We start from the raw sequence: 16,661 nt of genomic DNA, 5'->3' as shown, positions 1-16,661 counted from the left end.
AGGTCTAGGCTGCAGGGATTGATCTTCTTAATTGAGATCAAAGAACTCTAGTGAATGCCATGCCTCAAAATCACTGAAGGGCAACACCGCCTGGAGAAAAATTACTTCGCCAATCCTTGAATCAGCCAATTTGCATTCCGAAGCCTTTAGAATTTGGTCATTATGAGTGCTAACCCTGACTCTTCCCTACCTTTCGGCGTTTACGAGACCCCTATTACGGCCCGAATCCGTGAACGCATGAACGAAACGTTAAGCCAACATCCTGCTGCAGGATTCGGTATTGGAAGAAGCTCCGATGAAGAAGCTCATGGCCGCTATACCTCGGCGGTTTCACAACACATTGGTTCACTTCTAGAGCGACGGCTATACGGTTTAAAGTCACCCGAAGACCGGGTTGCCCTAATCAACAACATCGCGCTTCTACTGGGTGAAGATGAAGAGATTGATTCCGAAGAACTCCTCTACGCCGTATACAACTCCGGATTGGCGGACCCTCCCCTGCTTCCGGATGTTTCACTCACCAAGAGTGCACTATTCACTAACGCCCAAGGAGAATCTAGTTTAACCAGCGAAATCGAGAGAGAAATCAAAACTGCTGATTCGGTTGATCTGCTCTGTGCGCTCATCAAGAACTCCGGCATCAGCGTTCTTGATAGACAACTCGAGTACCTTCGCGATAACGAGATCCCTTTCCGGCTACTCACTTCTACCTACTGCGGTGCATCCGACGCAGCAGCGCTCAAGCGATTGGTTGAGAAGTATCAGGCCGAAGTAAAGATTTGCTATGAGCACAAATCCACTCGCCTTCATGCCAAAGCTTGGCTGTTCCGCCGAAAATCCGGGTTCGATACTGCCTTTATCGGCAGTTCCAACCTTTCCCGATCTGCTCTCGTCGATGGTTGGGAGTGGAATGTCCGCGGGTCCAATACCGCGACTCCTGAAGTAATCGATAAGTTCATCAAGACTTTCGATAGCTACTGGCACGACAGTCATTTCAAGACCTTCGACCCTAATCGCGACATGGAGAGACTCGAGCGGTCTCTTCGCGTCGCCAAGGGTGGCGAAAACTCCGGGGCGCTTCGCCAACTGGAGTTATCTGGCCTTGAGGTAACTCCTTACCCCTACCAAGAAGAGATGCTCGAGGCGCTACGCTCAGAGCGTGAGGTAAAAGATCGGCATAGGAACCTCCTGGTTGCTGCTACAGGAACAGGAAAGACGGTAGTTGCCGCATTGGATTACCGGAACCTATGCGAACAATGGAAGCGACGCCCTCGGCTGCTTTTCGTTGCACACCGGAAAGAAATTCTTCAACAAGCCCGACGGACATTCCAGGAAGTGCTTAAAGATGCGGACTTTGGCGAGCTGCTAGTCGACGGCGCTCAGCCTCGCCGCTGGGACTATGTGTTCGCCAGCGTGCAATCTCTCAGCGCTTCCCGTTTACAAAACCTAAGTAGCAACCATTTTGATGTCGTAATAATCGACGAGTTTCATCACGCACAAGCCCCCACTTATAAAGCACTTTTGGACCACCTCCAGCCACAAGAGCTCCTGGGTTTAACGGCAACACCAGAACGTGGTGATGGAGAAAACGTCCAGAAATACTTTGACTATCGCGTAGCTCATGAACTTCGTTTGTGGGATGCATTGCGTCTACAGCTTTTAGTCCCCATGCATTACTACGGGATTGCCGATGGAACGGACCTTTCCTCATTGACATGGAGCCGAGGCAAAAAGGACTACAACACCGAAGAGCTCTCCGAGTTCTACATCAAAGCGGGAGAAAAGCGCACCCGCTTCATTGTTAACGAGCTAAACCGACGCATCTTCGATCTCTCAGAGATGAAAGCTATCGGCTTTTGCGTCACGATTGCCCACGCAGAATATATGGCGCGGCAATTCCAGCAATTTGGAATCCCAGCGCGAGCTGTCACAAGCGATCTCACCGCCACCGAGCGTGCTCAGGCCATCAAAGATCTGGAGACTGGCGACGTCAAAGTCCTGTTCTCTGTAGATATATTTAATGAGGGCGTTGATATTCCTTCTGTTAACACCCTTCTTTTGCTCCGCCCGACACAAAGCCCTGTGGTCTTTCTACAACAACTGGGTCGTGGTCTTCGTCTATCTCCAGGCAAGGACTCCTGCGTCATTCTCGATTTCATTGGACAGCAGCACGTCGATTTTGATTTTGAGCGAAAATTCCATGCCTTAACCCGGAAGCGGGGCAAGCGCTTAGCTGAAGAAATTGAGCAGGGCTTCCCCACCACCCCACCGGGTTCGCATATCCAGTTCGACCAATCGACGACCGAGCAGGTTCTCCGAAACGTCAAGAAGGTCTCACGGAATTCCTTACGCAAAGTGCGTGCATTGCTCTCTGAAATTCGAACCACGAATCTCAAAGAGTTCCTTGAGGATTCGAACCTGCAATTAGAGGATATCTACCGTCCATCCAAATATTCATGGACCCGGCTACTTCGAGAAGAAGGGCTACTACAGCAAAACACGGATGAGACCGAATCGTTTTTACTTAACCGAATTCGGGTCTTCCTTCACGTCAACGATCCACACCGAATCGATGCCTATCTGCGTATCCTTTCCTCCTCAAATCTTCGCTACTCCGACATGGGGCCATCCGACCAGGCCTTCACCCGAATGCTCGTACTCGGATTCTGGGCGAACTCAAATTCTCCGCACCCTGGTTCCTATGACGCCGCCCTGACGACTTTGCGCCAGCATCCACAAGTTGCTTGGGAGTTGGAGCAGGTTATGCAACTGAGCAGTGACTCCTCGCGCATCGTTCCACAGCATAGCGATAGTTCAGTTTTGGAAACGCATGCGGATTACTCGTTGGCCGAGCTTATTGGTGCTTTAGAGTCAGGAAGCCTTCAGCAGCTTGTAAACCTGCCACGCGAAGGAGTGAAGTACTTTCCCGATATCAACACAGATCTCTTCTTGGTGACATTTCAAAAAGACGACCAGGTTAGTGCTTCGACAAATTACCGCGACTACCCAATTTCACCCGACCTTTTGCACTGGGAATCTCAATCAACAACAACTTTGAAATCGAAGGCGGCTAGGCGATACATCGGCCATCGGGAGCGTGAAGGAAAAATACTTATTGCCTCGCGCTTTACTAAGAAGAACGAAGTCGGGACAGCGAGCGCCTATACCTATCTAGGCGCGGTGGACTATGTATCCCACCATGGGGAAAAACCAATTCAATTTGAATGGAAGCTCCAAAGGTCGATGCCTAAGGCTCTGTATGCTGCGGGAAGAACGGTGGCCTAGAAATCCGTTCAGGAAATGGATACACCCGTTTTGCTGGTAGCAAGCGCCGCTCTCCCTATAGTGATTTAAAGCACACTCAATCGAGAGGGTTCTATGAGTCAAACCAGCGAATCGAGTGCCGTCCGGCCTGCAGGGGGAATGCACGGCAAAGGAATGACGAACCAGACAAGGGAGAAATGGACCTTAGTTGGTCCGGGATATGTTGCCGCAGCGACTGGTGTCGGCGCAGCTGACTTAGTTGCCACCATGATTGCGGGCCAACGCTATGGCTACGCTCTCTTGTGGGCAGTCATAATCGGTATGATTATGAAAATTGTTCTAGCCGAAAGCGTTGGACGGTATAGCCTTGCCACCGGAAACACCATGTTCCATGGGTGCCGAGAAATGGGTCGGTAGACTTCCTGGTTTTTGCCCCCTATTTCGAAATCAGACCCTTGAAACCCTAACCGCCTAGAATTAAACCAATCCAACTTTCGGGGGCCAATTCAAGGCCTGGGTCCTTTTCGTATGCGTTAGGTAGAATATCCAAACGCCCAGTGATGGAATTTATGTAAAGGAAACCTCATTCAATGTGCTGGTCAAACGGGATCACAGACGGAACCGTCTCGGGCGTTATATCTGGTCTTTTGGTTGCCTCTACTCTCGGTCTTATTGAACGGACCTCTCGCCCACGCTTAGAACTCCGACGCATTGATGACGAAACGGCGCTACTACGGAACAACGGGTTTCGCACGGTCGTTTTTGGGGACACTTTCGCGCTCGAAAAAGGTAGTGACCTGATTTATCCCAAAGACGGTTTTCGGGGTCACATAAGCGAAATGAGGTGCGATGGGCGGGGAGAGATTGTTGTCGGTTGCGCAATCGGGCTAGGTGAGTCTCTCTCATTGACATACAAACCGGTGTGGCCCACTAATCCATTGCTCAAACGGTATTGGCGACGTATTCAAAATCAGGCCCAGCAAGCAGACGTTATGAAGGTACTTGAACGAACCAACAATCCTTGGTGGACGGTGCAGGGCTTTAAGTCCCGGCTGTCAAAACGAGCCCCGGGAAGTTTGTGAAGTCAACTAGATTGTGGCGCTGGAAACTCGCGCACCTTCCCCTAAAACCCATATAAAGGTAACTGGTGTGGGCCATGTCATCTTCTACTTCTTTTCGCAGTCGATGGAGTGCCCCTCTTTCCGAACGGCCACCAGTTCGACTGTGGTTGTTCCACTGACAGCTCCGGCGGGAGCGGGTGGAGGCGGTTAATGGCCGTTTCTTTCAAGTCCTCCAGGGCCGTCTCTACAGCCTTAGACATGGGGTAAGTCTCCGTTAGTAATTCATCAACATAGGGATTAGGGAGTATCTGTTTCGGTTCTCCCTCCGGCGCGTAGTACCTAGACTTGTCCGTCTCCATAGCCTGGCGGACGACCACGGCGTTAGAACGGACCACCGGATCCGCCAGTGACAACTCCAGCGTGAGGGCGCGTGTAATGGCCTCATTCAGAAACCAGCGGGCGGTATCCATTTGGCCGTTAACCACCTCATAGTCCCCGGGTTCACCATCAACGAGTTGATCTATTTCTGACACGTACCCCAGGGCGGCTCCGTAGGCTTTAGCCTCCATTTTGCCCTGTAGGTTTGCCACCTCCGCCAGGAACGTGAGGACCGCCTGGCGTTGCACCGCCGCGCTATCTCTCACAACCTCATAACGCCACCGTTCTCCCTCCCCCTGGAGTTCCCGGCGGCGGATACGTTCATTACTTTTCGTGGTGATTACCACGCCCGTGAGAGTGGCCACGGGCACCATGAGAGTGAGGAACGGCTGGGAGGCGATAACGTCACCCAGCCAGGGCCATAAACCCCATTCCCAGAATTGCAACCGGTTCATAAACACACCATACGACACGGGCCGGACATGAGGGCTACCCGTCCTGGCCGTCCTGGGGCACGGCGGTAGACGTTTAAGTTACCCATTAGGGGTAAATCAAGGCGGGGAGTCTACCAGGCGTTACACCCCTGGGATACACGTCCCCGACTTCAGGCCATAGCAATAAGTAGACCCTGCGCGATAGAAGCCATGACCACGCCAGTTACTCGCGTTGTCCGGCTACACCCCACTAATGGGTAACCGTGTCACCCCAGGCCCGAGCCTCATTCCCCTACCACTCTGCCTCTGGTGGTTACCTGTTTCACGCGGCCTAGCGGTTGGATATGTTGCAACTTTTCAAGTTTCCCATGGCTCCTTCATCTATGTACTGTCCATCGCCGGCGGAGTAGGTGGCACAATCACGCTTGCTGCTTATGGCTACTGGCTGAGAGAAAAGGAATGGTACACGCCAAAATGGATGAAGGTTATGCGCATGGACAATGCTGTAGCTTACGCGGTTACCGGTATTTTTGTTCTGGCTACACTCGCACTGGGCGCAGAACTGCTCTACAGCGCTAACGTCGCTGTGTCCGATAACGACCAAGGACTCGTTGATATGGCAGACGTTCTCGAGGACCGCTACGGAACGTTCATGTCTAAGTTGTTCATCGTCGGGTTCTTCTCCGCCGCATTCTCTTCCTGCCTTGGCGTGTGGAACGGTGTATCCCTGATGTTTGCTGACTACATCGGTCACCTCAAAAAGATCCCGCAAGGCGATCCCCGAACCAGTACTGGTGGAAAGTACTACCGCGCTTACCTCATCTGGCTGACCTTCCCACCAATGCTGCTTCTACTCCTTGGAAAGCCAACCGGACTCATCATCGCCTACGGAGTCCTGGGCGCTTTGTTTATGCCGTTCTTAGGCCTTACCCTTTTGGTCCTGCTGAACACCAAACACACCCCAAAGCAATGGAGAAACGGCTGGATCGTCAACACGTTGATGGCGGTAATCTCCGTTGCCTTCGTTTATCTTTGCGCTTCCCAATTGGGTGAAATTCTCTAGCCGAGAATACGTGCCTACTTCTCCTGCGGCACCCGCTTCGGCTTGTTCCCCACCGCGGCGTGCGGATCGCGGCCGAACGCCCAGGCAATGATGCCGATGAAGGCGATGGCACCGCAGACGGTGAAGGCGAGGGGGAAGCCGGAGGCGTCGGCAAGCAGGCCAATGAGCATGGGGCCCAAGATTTGGCCGAAGTCTCCGGCCATCTGGAAGGTGGATAGCACCTTGCCGCCGGAGCGGTCATTGCCCACGATGTCGCCCACCGCGGCCTGCTGGGAGGGGTTGATAAGCCCGGAAGAGGCGCCGGCAAAGGCAGAGACGAGCAGGAGGAACCACACGCTGGTGGCCATGCCCATGAGCACCATGAAGATGGCAGAGCCAACGAGGCCAATGAGGATGAGCGGCTTGCGGCCGTGGATATCGGACCACCTGCCGGAGAACTGCAACACGATGGCGTTGCCGGCCGCAAAGACTGCGAGCGCCAGGCCGGAGGCGGCCGCGCCATTGTGGAAAATGGAGGCGGCAAAAAGTGGCAGGACAGATACGCGCACGCCCATGTTGATCCAGCTATGGGCAAAGTTGGAGGTCAGCACCGCGCGGTAGGCGGTATCACCCCAGGCCTCCTGCAGGCGCATGGGCGGCAGCTTATCCTGGCTGGCCTGCTTGTGGTTCACGCGAGGCATTTGCCACCAGACGACGAATGCGGCCAGCGCCACGCCCACGCCGTAGATGAAAAATGGCCAGCGGAACCCCAGGAAGGACAGGCTGGCACCAAGAACGGGGCCGGCGACGTTACCGAGCAGGAAGGCCGTGGCATAGGTGGCAGAGCACTTGCCGCGAATCGTCGGCGGGGACATGCGCACGATAAGGCCCATGGCCGAGACGGTGAACATGGTCGAGCCAATGCCGGCCAGGGCGCGCAGGGCCACGATGTGCCAATAGCTTTGGGCGATGGAGACTAGGCCCGTGGTCACCGCGACGGTCATGAGCCCGATGAGATAGACGCGGCGCGAGCCGACGCGATCCACCAGCGATCCGGACATGGGCGCGAAGATAAGGCGCGAGGCGGCAAAGATGGAGACCACAAGGCCCGCGGCAGCCATGGAGACATCGAAGCTCGCCACGAACTGCGGAAGCAGCGGGGCAATGAGGCCGTAGCCCAAAGCGATAATAAAGGCGGCCGTGACCATGACCCAGATTTCGCGCGGGATCTTCGGCGCTTCCCCGTGTTCTACTTCCCCACTGCGTGTATTCATCATATCGGCTGCAACTCTAATCCTTGGCGTCAGGGAAAGCCATTTGCGGTTTACGTTCGAACAGGCGTTTGCTTTTGCTGGGGCTGTGTCCGCACTGGGGTCTAGTGTGATGGCCATGCACAACGTACAAAAGAAGTTTCCCCAGCCCACCGCAATGAACCTGCCCCAGTCCGCTTCCGAGATTGCGGCAGACTTGCTCTACCACGAATATGACACCATCAATTCCATCGCCGCCATCATGCACCACCCGCGTTCCTTGGCGCGCCCCACTCCCACCTGGCGCCCACCGATAAAGCAACTGCCGACGCCCGCCGGTGGACCGGGCGGAGAGTATTGCATGAGCATCACCCGCCACCGTGTGGGTGCGCGCGTGAAGGCCCGCGTGCGCGGCTTTGGGCAAGACCGTATTCCGGCCTATCTGATTACCATCCGCATTACCGAGAACTTTGGCCAGCCGGTAGATCCGGCCGTGGCAGAGGGCTGGGTGCGGACGCTCGTGCCGGCAGAGATGGTTGGTGCCGTCCACGAGGTCTCCCGTGGCCCGAACGCCACTTATGTGTGGCTCGTGGATAGCTCCTATCAGCCGGTCCACTCCCCCGAGTCACTCTTCGCCGGTTTCAGCCAAGCCGCCTAGGCGGTCGCTCGCTGGTTTGTTGACTGCGCAGATGCGTCTGGCTCTGCATGCGGGTCAGGAGCGTGGAGCACCTTCCTCATCACTTCGTGGTTGAAAGTCACCGTGTAGTGCCGGGCGATTGCCTTTGGCATAAAGCGCAGGACCAAGCAGGCGATGAGGACGGTAAAGACCTTATCCAGAATGTCCGAGGTAAGGCCTTGCAAGATGATGGCCAGGCGCTCGTCTTGGAAGATCATCTCGTAGAACTTGGTGAGGTTTTCTGGCCCCTTGCGCGGGCGACCGCTGAAGGAAAAGATGAGCACGTACACGCTCATCACGCCGGAGCCGATGCCCATTCCGAGGCCGGAGAAAATAATCCACGACAGCTTGTTGAATACCCCGCGGCGAGCCAGCAGGCCTACTGCGGCACCGATAAAAATGCCTACGGGCGCAAAGGCGAGATCATAGGCAAAATACACTCCGCCCAATACGGTGGTGGTAAGCCCCGTGGCCATGCCGAGCACGGGACCGGCAATGATGGCGACGATGGCGGTGCCGACGGTGTCGAAGAACATCGGCACCTGCGTGCGCACGGTCAACGAGCCCAATAGCAGGTTGATAGAGGCGCCGAAGATCGGATACAGGAGGATGCAGTTAGGCACCAACCCATGCTGCGAGGTATACAGCAGCACCGCGGCCACCAGGAGGAGGACCCAGACGCTGGAGGTCAGGTAGGACTCGAAAGTCACATTCACCGTGGAGTACACCCCAAAGACGGTGCAAAACCACGCGGCAAGCGAGAGTGCCACGGCTACTACAACAAGGACGTAGCGCCACGTGGTATCGCGGGTCATCGCCATGGTCTTCTCCTCCTCACAAAGCTAGGTTCAGGGCGGATTTCCAGCTGCAGGCTGGGAATGCCCTAAAGCCTAATTGGCGGCGCGCGAAAGTAGCAACACAAAAGGGCCCCTAAAACGGGAAAGGCCCAGCCTGGCCGCTGGTGGCGGCAGGGCTGGGCTATGGGGAGGCGGGGACTATTTTTCGTCGGCTGCGGGGGCGTCGGATTCGTCGTCCAGGTCGGCATCGTCGCCGTCGAAGTAGTCCTCGTCTTCGTCCTCGTCGTCTTCGCCGAAGATGTCGTAGACGTCAGGTTCTTCGTAGTCTTCATCATCGAAGGAGACGAGCTGTGCTTCCCAGTCCAGGGCCTGCTCGGAGACGAGGCCTAGGACATCAAAGAGGCGATCGAAGTCGGTGTAGGTGCCAAGCTCGAGGGCCTCGGCGGGAACCTCCACGATGGGAACATCATCAAACTCGGCGTTATCAAAGAGGGCGAGGCGGTCAGCCTCGTCGAGGTCCTCATCCTCTTCGTCCACTTCCCAGGCGAGGGCGACTGCCTCATCCTCCATGTCATCGAGATCGTCTTCGTCGAAGTCGAAGGCAAGGAAGCGCACGATGGCGGACGGAACGCCATCGATGGTTTCCACGAGCACGCGCAGCTCCGAGTCATTGGCCACTTCGGCCACGACGAGGTGCGGGTTGAGCTCATCTTGGGCAAATTCCAGTTCCGCGATGCGCTCATCGGTGCCCTCCAGCAGGTCCCGCAGGACGGTGACGACCTGGTCGGTAGCGATGTGGCGGGACACCGCCTCCACGGCATCATCTACAGAGAAGGCGACGGAGACGAGGACTGCCTCAAATTCTTCATCGTCTTCATCAACATCCGCCGCGGCAATGTAGACGTTCGCGGCGGGGAGAAGCGGATCGATTTCAATAAATTGGATTTCCAGATCAGAAGTGATTGGAACGAACATGACGTCATCGTTGACGCGGGACTCGATGCCCTCGGCATCCAATGCAGAAGCAATATCTTCGAAAAAGCTCATGGTGGTTTAAAATCCATCCTTCGGAAGCAGAGGTTCCCACGGTAGGCAAGCCGCCGCCCGCGGTCACTGTGGAGTCTACCGTTATTCCCACCCGGATGGTTGGAAGCCCAAAGATCTCACCAGCTCCGGGCGCCCACTTCCCCACTCCAACATGTGGTATCCCTCCCAGGCTTGCCGCTTGAGCTCGTGCGGCGCGTGCTCAATATAGGCCTCGGCATCGAAGATCATGGTGGCGCGTTGAGTGGACCCGTAGCGCGGCCAACTCATCTCCGGGCGGCCGCCATGGATGAAGGCAGACCAGTGTTGCTGCATAGTGGCGGTAAGTTCCTCCATCTCCGCGCGCGAGCCCCAATTGGTAAGGAAAGACGCGCGCGAGGAATAAGGGTCACCGAAGACGTTGCCGAGCTCCATCGAATGCATCGCGCCGAGGCCCAACCACTTGAGCACGGCAGAGGCGAAGTCGAAGCGATACATCCACGTTGGCGCCACTTTTGCATGGGCGGTGGCGATGCGGGTGGAAGGTGCCCAAAAGAGGGCGTCGGCAAGCAGGTGCGCAAAGTCCTCCCTGGCCACCGCGCCGTCATAGGCGGCGACGACCTCGGGGGCGTGCTGGGGATCGAAGGAAGCCACCAGGCGCAAGGCGGCACGCTCGCGGGAGCTTTGGCGCTGGAAGAGGAATTTGCCAAAGCTAGCCTCGTCCGAGTTCGTGCCAATGAGCAGCGGAATCTGGTGCTGGTGCCCGTTTTCGAAGGCGGCGATGGGGTGTTCCGGAATGAGCTCATCATCCACCGTGGGCGCGTAGCAGGAATTGAGGTGAATGAGCTCGCCGGCCCGCCACATCATGGATTGGCCCGAGCGCACCAGATCGGCAAAGTTTTCCTGGCGCAGGTCCTCCACCGAGGTGCACCGGGGCAAGGCCATGCGGTGCACCAGCTCGCGCGCCCACAAGGTGGACTGGGCGCGGGAATGGATCATGGCAATCGGCGGGGACTGGGCAATGGCGCGGTGGAAGAGGCCCTCCGCGGCCGGGCTCGTCATGAGGGTGAGGACCGCCGCGCCGCCGGCCGATTCGCCCATGAGGGTGACGGAATCCGGATCGCCGCCAAAGGCCGCGATATTGTCGCGCACCCACTGCAGCGCCAGGATCTGATCGGCCACCGCCGGGTTAGCGCTGCAGTCCCCGCCCAGGCTGCGCAGATCCAAATAGCCCAGGGAGTTGAGGCGGAAGTTAATGGATACGTAGACCACGTCCATGCGGGTGGCTAACTCAAAGCCGCGGAGCATAAGCATGTGGGACGAGCCCATTATGAAGCTGCCGCCGTGTAGGTAGACCACCACGGGAAGCTTCTCTTCAGTGCGCGGGCGCACGATGTCGAGGTGCAGACAGTCCTCGGAGCCGATAATGCGGTCGGTCCAGGAATACGTGGTCTGCGGGGCCGGTGGGCCGAACTGGCTGCAATCGCGCACGCCCTCCCAGGCCGGTGCGGGCTGCGGAGCGCGGAAGCGATTGTCCCCGGCGGTGGTATCGCCGAAGGGGATGCCGCGCCAAGTGAGCACCGGCCCGGCGCTAATGGGGCGATCGGTGCGCAGGTCCTCCTCTATAACGCCGCGCACCCACCCGGAGGTAGTGCGCACGGTGAGCTCATCTGCCAGGGCGTTTTGGGCCTCTTCGTGCGCGCGGCGGGCGCGTTCGTGGGCCTGCTCTGCTTTGAGGCGCGCCGCCGCAGAAGACTCCTCCAGAGGGAAACCCTCGGAGTCGCGGTTGTTCTCGTGCGGCGTAACCATGCCCTCTAGCTTAGGTGCCCTGCACGCCCTCGGCGATCTCTTTGCGGCGCGACGGCGTATTAATAGAGCCTTTACTATGCTGGGCGCAGATAAGTTTTAGCGAAAGAAAAGGACACATGGGTTTCTTTACTAAAGACAAGAAGGACAACTCCGCCGAGGTCGACACCGTCGATACCTATGACATCGATCCGGAAGATACCAACCGCTTTACCTCCGCGCTCCTCAATTCCCTGGACCGCGCAGTAGCCGTGCAGTCCGGTGTCATCATCAAGTACGTCGACAACCTGAAAAAGCGCAATAAGGACGCGAGCCCGCAGCAGCTGCAAGAACTCATTGACAAGCACTTCCTCAATATCACCTCCGGCACCGGTGCGGCCGCGGGCGCTTCTGCTGCCATCCCTGGTGTCGGTTTGGTAACCGGCGCAGCTACCATCGCCGGCGAATCCGTAGTCTTCTTGGAGGCGGCCGCGTGGTACATCTTGGCTTCGGCCTACCTGCGTGGCGATGACATCAAGTCCCCCGAGCGCCGCCGCGCCCTTGTACTTTTGGTGCTGACCGGTTCGAAGGGGTCCGCTTTGGTGGATACTTTTGTGGGCGATCTCAATAGCGTGGCGGGCATGCGCTCGGCCGCTAGCCTCTCCCGCTTCTCCGGCCCGACGCTGTCTGGCATCAACGGCCGCCTGACCAAGCTTTTTACCAAGCAGATCACCAAGCGCCTGAAGTGGGCGTGGATCAGCAAGCTCATGCCCATGGGCATCGGCGCCGTGCTGGGCACCACCGCCAACCGCAAGCTGGCCAAGCAGGTCATCGAGCACGCCAGCGAGCAGCTTTCTCCCCTCACCCAAGCCTAGGGGTAGCCGGAAACCACTAAGCGGGGCTATTGATACCCCTAACATAGTGAGTTTAGGGGTATGACCCGTATCATGTAGGCAGACTCTTTGGCGAGTGACGCATGCGCTCGTGCAAAGGCCGCACTAAAGTCGAATAAACGACCATTTTAAAGCAGAGAAATGAGGCGAATACCTGCCGTGAGCACATCGAATATCTTCGGCCCCAATGCGTGGCTGATAGACGAGCAGTTCCAGCAGTACTCCAAGGACCCTAACTCCGTAGATAAGGAGTGGCGCGACTACTTCGAAGCAAACGGCGCGCCCAAGTCTGAGGCACCTGCCAAGGAAGCCCCGAAGAAGCCGTCTAAGCCTGCCGCGAAGAAGACTGAGGGTACGACTACCGCCCGCAAGCAGGAGGCCCGCGAGACTAACGTGGATAAGTCCGTGGCCAAGGCGCAGGAAAAGTCCGCTAAGGCAAAGCAGTCCGTGAAGAAGTCCGAGTCCCCGCTCGACCGCATCGAAGACTACAAGGGCGGCGACGAGCGCCAGCTCAAGGGCATGTTCAAGGCCATTGCGAAGAACATGGAGGAATCCCTGGAGATTCCTACCGCTACCACCGTGCGCGATATGCCGGTCAAGCTCATGTGGGAAAACCGCTCCATGATCAATGACCACCTCAAGCGCACCCGCGGTGGCAAGATCTCCTTTACCCACATCATCGGCTACGCCATGGTTAAGGCCGTACAGCTGCACCCAGATATGAACGTGCGCTACGAGGAAAAGGATGGCAAGCCTTATGTCATCCAGCCGGAGCACATTAACCTGGGTTTGGCCATTGACCTGCCGCAGAAGGATGGCTCCCGCGCGTTGGTCGTCGCCGCCATCAAGGAGTGCGAGACCAAGTCCTTCTCCGAGTTTGTTGAGGCCTACGAGGACATCGTTACCCGTTCTCGCAAGAACAAGCTCACCATGGATGACTTCTCTGGTGTGACCATTAACCTCACCAACCCAGGCGGCATCGGCACCCGCCACTCCATCGCCCGCCTGACCAAGGGCGCCGGCTCCATCATCGGCGTGGGCTCCATGGATTACCCGGCCGAGTTCGCCGGCGCTTCCGCGGACCGCTTGGCAGACCTGGGCGTCGGCCGCCTGGTTACCCTGACCTCCACCTATGACCACCGCGTCATCCAGGGTGCAGAGTCCGGAGAGTTCTTGCGCACCATTGGCCAGCTGCTTGTCGACGGCGCCTTTTGGGACGACCTCTTCTCCTCCATGGGCGTGCCTTATGAGCCGTTCCGCTGGGCGCAGGACATGCCGAACTCCGGCGTGGACAAGAACACCCGCGTCATGCAGCTCATCGAGTCCTACCGCTCCCGCGGCCACCTGCTGGCCGATACCAACCCGCTGGGCTGGATCCAGCCGGGCCTGCCTAACCCGGACCACCGCGACCTCGACATCGCAACCCACGGTCTGACCATCTGGGATCTGGACCGCACCTTCAATGTTGGTGGCTTTGGCGGCAAGGAGCAGATGACCCTGCGCGAGGTGCTCTCTCGCCTGCGCGCCGCCTACACCTTGAAGGTCGGCTCCGAATACACCCACATCCTCGACCGCGATGAGCGCGGCTGGCTGCAGGACCGCTTGGAGGCGGGCATGCCGAAGCCAACCAACGCGGAGCAGAAGTACATCCTGCAGAAGGTCAATGCCGCCGAAGCATTCGAGAACTTCCTGCAGACCAAGTACGTGGGCCAGAAGCGCTTCTCCCTCGAGGGCGCCGAGACCCTCATCCCGCTGCTGGATTCCATCATTGATACCGCCGCCGGCCAGGATCTGGACGAGGTCGTCATCGGCATGCCACACCGCGGCCGCCTCAACGTCCTGTTCAATATCGTGGGCAAGCCACTGGCCGATATCTTCGGCGAGTTTGACGGCAACTACAAGGGCGGCCAGCTCGGCGGCTCTGGTGACGTGAAGTACCACCTGGGTTCCGAGGGCCACCACCTGCAGATGTTTGGCGATGGCGAAATCAAGGTCACCCTTGCCGCCAACCCATCCCACCTCGAGGCCGTCGATCCGGTCATGGAGGGCATCGCCCGTGCTAAGCAGGATATCTTGGACAAGGGCCCAGAGGGCCACACCGTTGTTCCGGTCATGCTCCACGGCGATGCTTCGTTCACCGGCCTAGGCGTTGTCCAGGAGACCATCAACCTGTCCCAACTGCGCGGTTACACCAACGGCGGCACCGTCCACATCGTGGTCAACAACCAGGTGGGCTTCACCACCACCCCGGACTCCGGCCGCTCCACCCACTACGCCACCGACCTGGCCAAGGGCTTCGACTGCCCGGTCTTCCACGTCAACGGCGATGACCCAGAGGCAGTTGTCTGGGTTGGTCAGATGGCAGCCGAGTACCGCCGCCGGTTTGGCAAGGATGTCTTCATCGACCTCATGGTCTACCGCTTGCGCGGTCACAACGAGGCCGATGACCCATCCATGACTCAGCCGGAGCTCTACTCCGTCATCGACGAGCACCAGGCAGTGCGCGAGCACTACACCAACGATCTCATCGGCCGTGGTGACCTTTCCGCTGAGGATGCCGAAGCAGCCGCACGTGACTTCCACGACCAGATGGAATCCGTCTTTGCTGAGCACAAGGAAGCCGGCAAGGCTCGCCCGAAGGAGCAGACCGGCATCACTTCCTCCCAGGAGCTCACCCGCGGCCTCGATACCTCCATTACCGCTGAGGAACTCGCCGAGCTGGGTGCCGCTTATGGCAACCCACCAGAGGACTTCGAGTACCACAAGCGCGTGGGCAAGGTAGCCAAGGAGCGCGAGAAGTCCTCCCGTGAGGGCGGCATCGACTGGGGCTGGGGCGAGCTCATCGCCTTCGGTTCCCTGGCCGGCGAAGGCAAGGTTGTCCGCCTGGCTGGTGAGGATTCCCGACGCGGTACCTTCACCCAGCGCCACGCCGTCACCTTCGACCCACGCAACGGCAACGAGTACAACCCGATGCACGCCATCGCCACCTCCAAGGGCAACGGCGGCAAGTTCATGGTTTATAACTCCGCGCTGACCGAGTTCGCCGGCATGGGCTTCGAGTACGGCTACACCGTGGGCAACCCAGACGCCCTCGTGGCCTGGGAGGCACAGTTCGGTGACTTCGCCAACGGCGCCCAGACCATCATCGACGAGTACATCTCCTCCGGTGAGGCCAAGTGGGGCCAGCTGTCCAGCCTGGTGCTCCTCCTGCCACACGGCTACGAGGGCCAGGGCCCGGACCACTCCTCCGCCCGCATCGAGCGCTACCTGCAGCTGTGCGCTGAGGGTTCCATGACCGTGGCTCAGCCTTCCACCCCGGCTAACCACTTCCACCTGCTGCGCCGCCAGGCACTCGGTGAGATGAAGCGCCCGCTGGTCGTCTTCACCCCGAAGTCCATGCTGCGCAACAAGGCGGCCACCTCCGCCGTGGAAGACTTCACCGAGGTCAAGCGCTTCCAGTCCGTTATCAACGACCCGAACTTCGTTGATGTCAACGGCAAGAAGGTCGGCGATACCGACAAGGTCAAGACCATCATGCTGGTCTCCGGCAAGCTGTACTGGGATCTGGAAAAGAAGCGCGAGGCCGATGGTCGCGATGACATCGCCATCGTCCGCGTGGAGATGCTCCACCCGATTCCGTTCAACCGCCTGCGCGAGGCATTCGAGGCTTACCCGAACGCCACCCAGGTTCGCTTCATTCAAGACGAGCCAGCCAACCAGGGGCCGTGGCCGTTCTACAACGAGCACCTGCGCCGGTTGATTCCGGATATGCCGGAGCTGGTTCGCGTTTCCCGCCGCGCACAGTCCTCGACTGCCACCGGTAACGCCAAGGTGCACCAGATTGAGCAGAAGAACCTGCTGGAAGAGGCCTTCGACATCTAGTTGCCTCTGCACCGCATAAGCCCCAGTGAGGACCTCCTCACTGGGGCTTACTCATGCCCTCATCCTCGACTTGAACGTGTGGCCACTGGCCTCTTTCAGCCTCCGCCTTAAGACTTCCACTCTCGCGCCCCGCCTTCCTCGCCATCCGCCTCTCCCCTCCTCCCGCCTCCCTCGCC

Annotated in this window: 11 protein-coding genes; 6 read left to right on the top strand and 5 right to left on the bottom strand. The window is 58.2% G+C overall.

Annotated elements, in window-relative coordinates:
• Positions 1 to 162 precede the first annotated feature (162 nt).
• Positions 163 to 3,285, top strand: coding sequence for a DUF3427 domain-containing protein (locus MHY24_RS01130; protein WP_239228053.1), 3,123 nt, complete (start codon positions 163 to 165; stop codon positions 3,283 to 3,285).
• 93 nt (positions 3,286 to 3,378) lie between these two features.
• Positions 3,379 to 3,681 carry an Nramp family divalent metal transporter gene (locus MHY24_RS12030; protein ID WP_316971205.1) on the top strand — a complete coding sequence of 101 codons (303 nt, stop codon included), beginning with the start codon at positions 3,379 to 3,381 and terminating at the stop codon, positions 3,679 to 3,681.
• Positions 3,682 to 4,423: 742 nt separating this feature from the next.
• Here the strand turns inward: MHY24_RS12030 and MHY24_RS01120 are convergent.
• Positions 4,424 to 5,158 (bottom strand): hypothetical protein, encoded by a 735-nt coding sequence (locus tag MHY24_RS01120; protein WP_049361434.1) that lies wholly within the window; start codon positions 5,156 to 5,158, stop codon positions 4,424 to 4,426.
• Positions 5,159 to 5,390: 232 nt separating this feature from the next.
• Between MHY24_RS01120 and MHY24_RS01115 the strand changes: the two genes are divergently transcribed.
• Positions 5,391 to 6,200, top strand: a complete 810-nt coding sequence (locus tag MHY24_RS01115; RefSeq protein WP_204609511.1) for an Nramp family divalent metal transporter — start codon at positions 5,391 to 5,393, stop codon at positions 6,198 to 6,200.
• Positions 6,201 to 6,214: 14 nt separating this feature from the next.
• Here MHY24_RS01115 and MHY24_RS01110 read toward each other — a convergent pair whose 3' ends face one another.
• Positions 6,215 to 7,456 (bottom strand): MFS transporter, encoded by a 1,242-nt coding sequence (locus MHY24_RS01110; RefSeq protein WP_239228052.1) that lies wholly within the window; start codon positions 7,454 to 7,456, stop codon positions 6,215 to 6,217.
• Positions 7,457 to 7,568: 112 nt separating this feature from the next.
• Between MHY24_RS01110 and MHY24_RS01105 the strand changes: the two genes are divergently transcribed.
• Complete coding sequence (locus tag MHY24_RS01105; RefSeq protein ID WP_239191617.1) at positions 7,569 to 8,087, top strand: hypothetical protein; 519 nt, start codon at positions 7,569 to 7,571, stop codon at positions 8,085 to 8,087.
• On the opposite strand, the gene MHY24_RS01100 is transcribed toward MHY24_RS01105, so the two are convergent.
• From MHY24_RS01100 to MHY24_RS01090, 3 genes are all read right to left on the bottom strand, one after another.
• Positions 8,084 to 8,926, bottom strand: coding sequence for a hypothetical protein (locus MHY24_RS01100; protein ID WP_239228051.1), 843 nt, complete (start codon positions 8,924 to 8,926; stop codon positions 8,084 to 8,086). The two genes, MHY24_RS01105 and MHY24_RS01100, sit on opposite strands and share 4 nt — an antisense overlap.
• A gap of 174 nt (positions 8,927 to 9,100) precedes the next feature.
• Positions 9,101 to 9,949, bottom strand: coding sequence for a hypothetical protein (locus tag MHY24_RS01095; RefSeq protein WP_005327531.1), 849 nt, complete (start codon positions 9,947 to 9,949; stop codon positions 9,101 to 9,103).
• 81 nt (positions 9,950 to 10,030) lie between these two features.
• Complete coding sequence (locus MHY24_RS01090) at positions 10,031 to 11,734, bottom strand: carboxylesterase/lipase family protein (protein WP_239228050.1); 1,704 nt, start codon at positions 11,732 to 11,734, stop codon at positions 10,031 to 10,033.
• A 116-nt stretch (positions 11,735 to 11,850) separates the two neighbouring features.
• Between MHY24_RS01090 and MHY24_RS01085 the strand changes: the two genes are divergently transcribed.
• Together MHY24_RS01085 and MHY24_RS01080 are read left to right on the top strand one after the other, a co-directional pair.
• Entirely contained in the window at positions 11,851 to 12,585 is a 735-nt protein-coding gene (locus MHY24_RS01085; protein WP_204609521.1) for a hypothetical protein, read from the top strand.
• Between the two features lie 159 nt (positions 12,586 to 12,744).
• Positions 12,745 to 16,485 (top strand): multifunctional oxoglutarate decarboxylase/oxoglutarate dehydrogenase thiamine pyrophosphate-binding subunit/dihydrolipoyllysine-residue succinyltransferase subunit, encoded by a 3,741-nt coding sequence (locus MHY24_RS01080; RefSeq protein ID WP_239228049.1) that lies wholly within the window; start codon positions 12,745 to 12,747, stop codon positions 16,483 to 16,485.
• The last annotated feature ends 176 nt before the right edge of the window (positions 16,486 to 16,661 follow it).

The sequence above is a fragment of the Corynebacterium sp. ACRPQ genome (assembly GCF_022347225.1).
Taxonomy (GTDB): domain Bacteria; phylum Actinomycetota; class Actinomycetes; order Mycobacteriales; family Mycobacteriaceae; genus Corynebacterium; species Corynebacterium tuberculostearicum_D.
Note: the sequence above shows the minus strand (reverse complement) of the source record. Positions and strands in the feature narration are given on the sequence as shown.

Bases quoted from the DNA above. Each gene is read 5' to 3' on its own strand.
- MHY24_RS01130 (WP_239228053.1), top strand. From the start codon at position 163: ATGAGTGCTAACCCTGACTCTTCCCTACCTTTCGGCGTTTACGAGACC.
- MHY24_RS12030 (WP_316971205.1), top strand. From the start codon at position 3,379: ATGAGTCAAACCAGCGAATCGAGTGCCGTCCGGCCTGCAGGGGGAATG.
- MHY24_RS01120 (WP_049361434.1), bottom strand. From the start codon at position 5,158: ATGAACCGGTTGCAATTCTGGGAATGGGGTTTATGGCCCTGGCTGGGT.
- MHY24_RS01115 (WP_204609511.1), top strand. From the start codon at position 5,391: ATGGGTAACCGTGTCACCCCAGGCCCGAGCCTCATTCCCCTACCACTC.
- MHY24_RS01110 (WP_239228052.1), bottom strand. From the start codon at position 7,456: ATGATGAATACACGCAGTGGGGAAGTAGAACACGGGGAAGCGCCGAAG.
- MHY24_RS01105 (WP_239191617.1), top strand. From the start codon at position 7,569: ATGCACAACGTACAAAAGAAGTTTCCCCAGCCCACCGCAATGAACCTG.
- MHY24_RS01100 (WP_239228051.1), bottom strand. From the start codon at position 8,926: ATGGCGATGACCCGCGATACCACGTGGCGCTACGTCCTTGTTGTAGTA.
- MHY24_RS01095 (WP_005327531.1), bottom strand. From the start codon at position 9,949: ATGAGCTTTTTCGAAGATATTGCTTCTGCATTGGATGCCGAGGGCATC.
- MHY24_RS01090 (WP_239228050.1), bottom strand. From the start codon at position 11,734: ATGGTTACGCCGCACGAGAACAACCGCGACTCCGAGGGTTTCCCTCTG.
- MHY24_RS01085 (WP_204609521.1), top strand. From the start codon at position 11,851: ATGGGTTTCTTTACTAAAGACAAGAAGGACAACTCCGCCGAGGTCGAC.
- MHY24_RS01080 (WP_239228049.1), top strand. From the start codon at position 12,745: ATGAGGCGAATACCTGCCGTGAGCACATCGAATATCTTCGGCCCCAAT.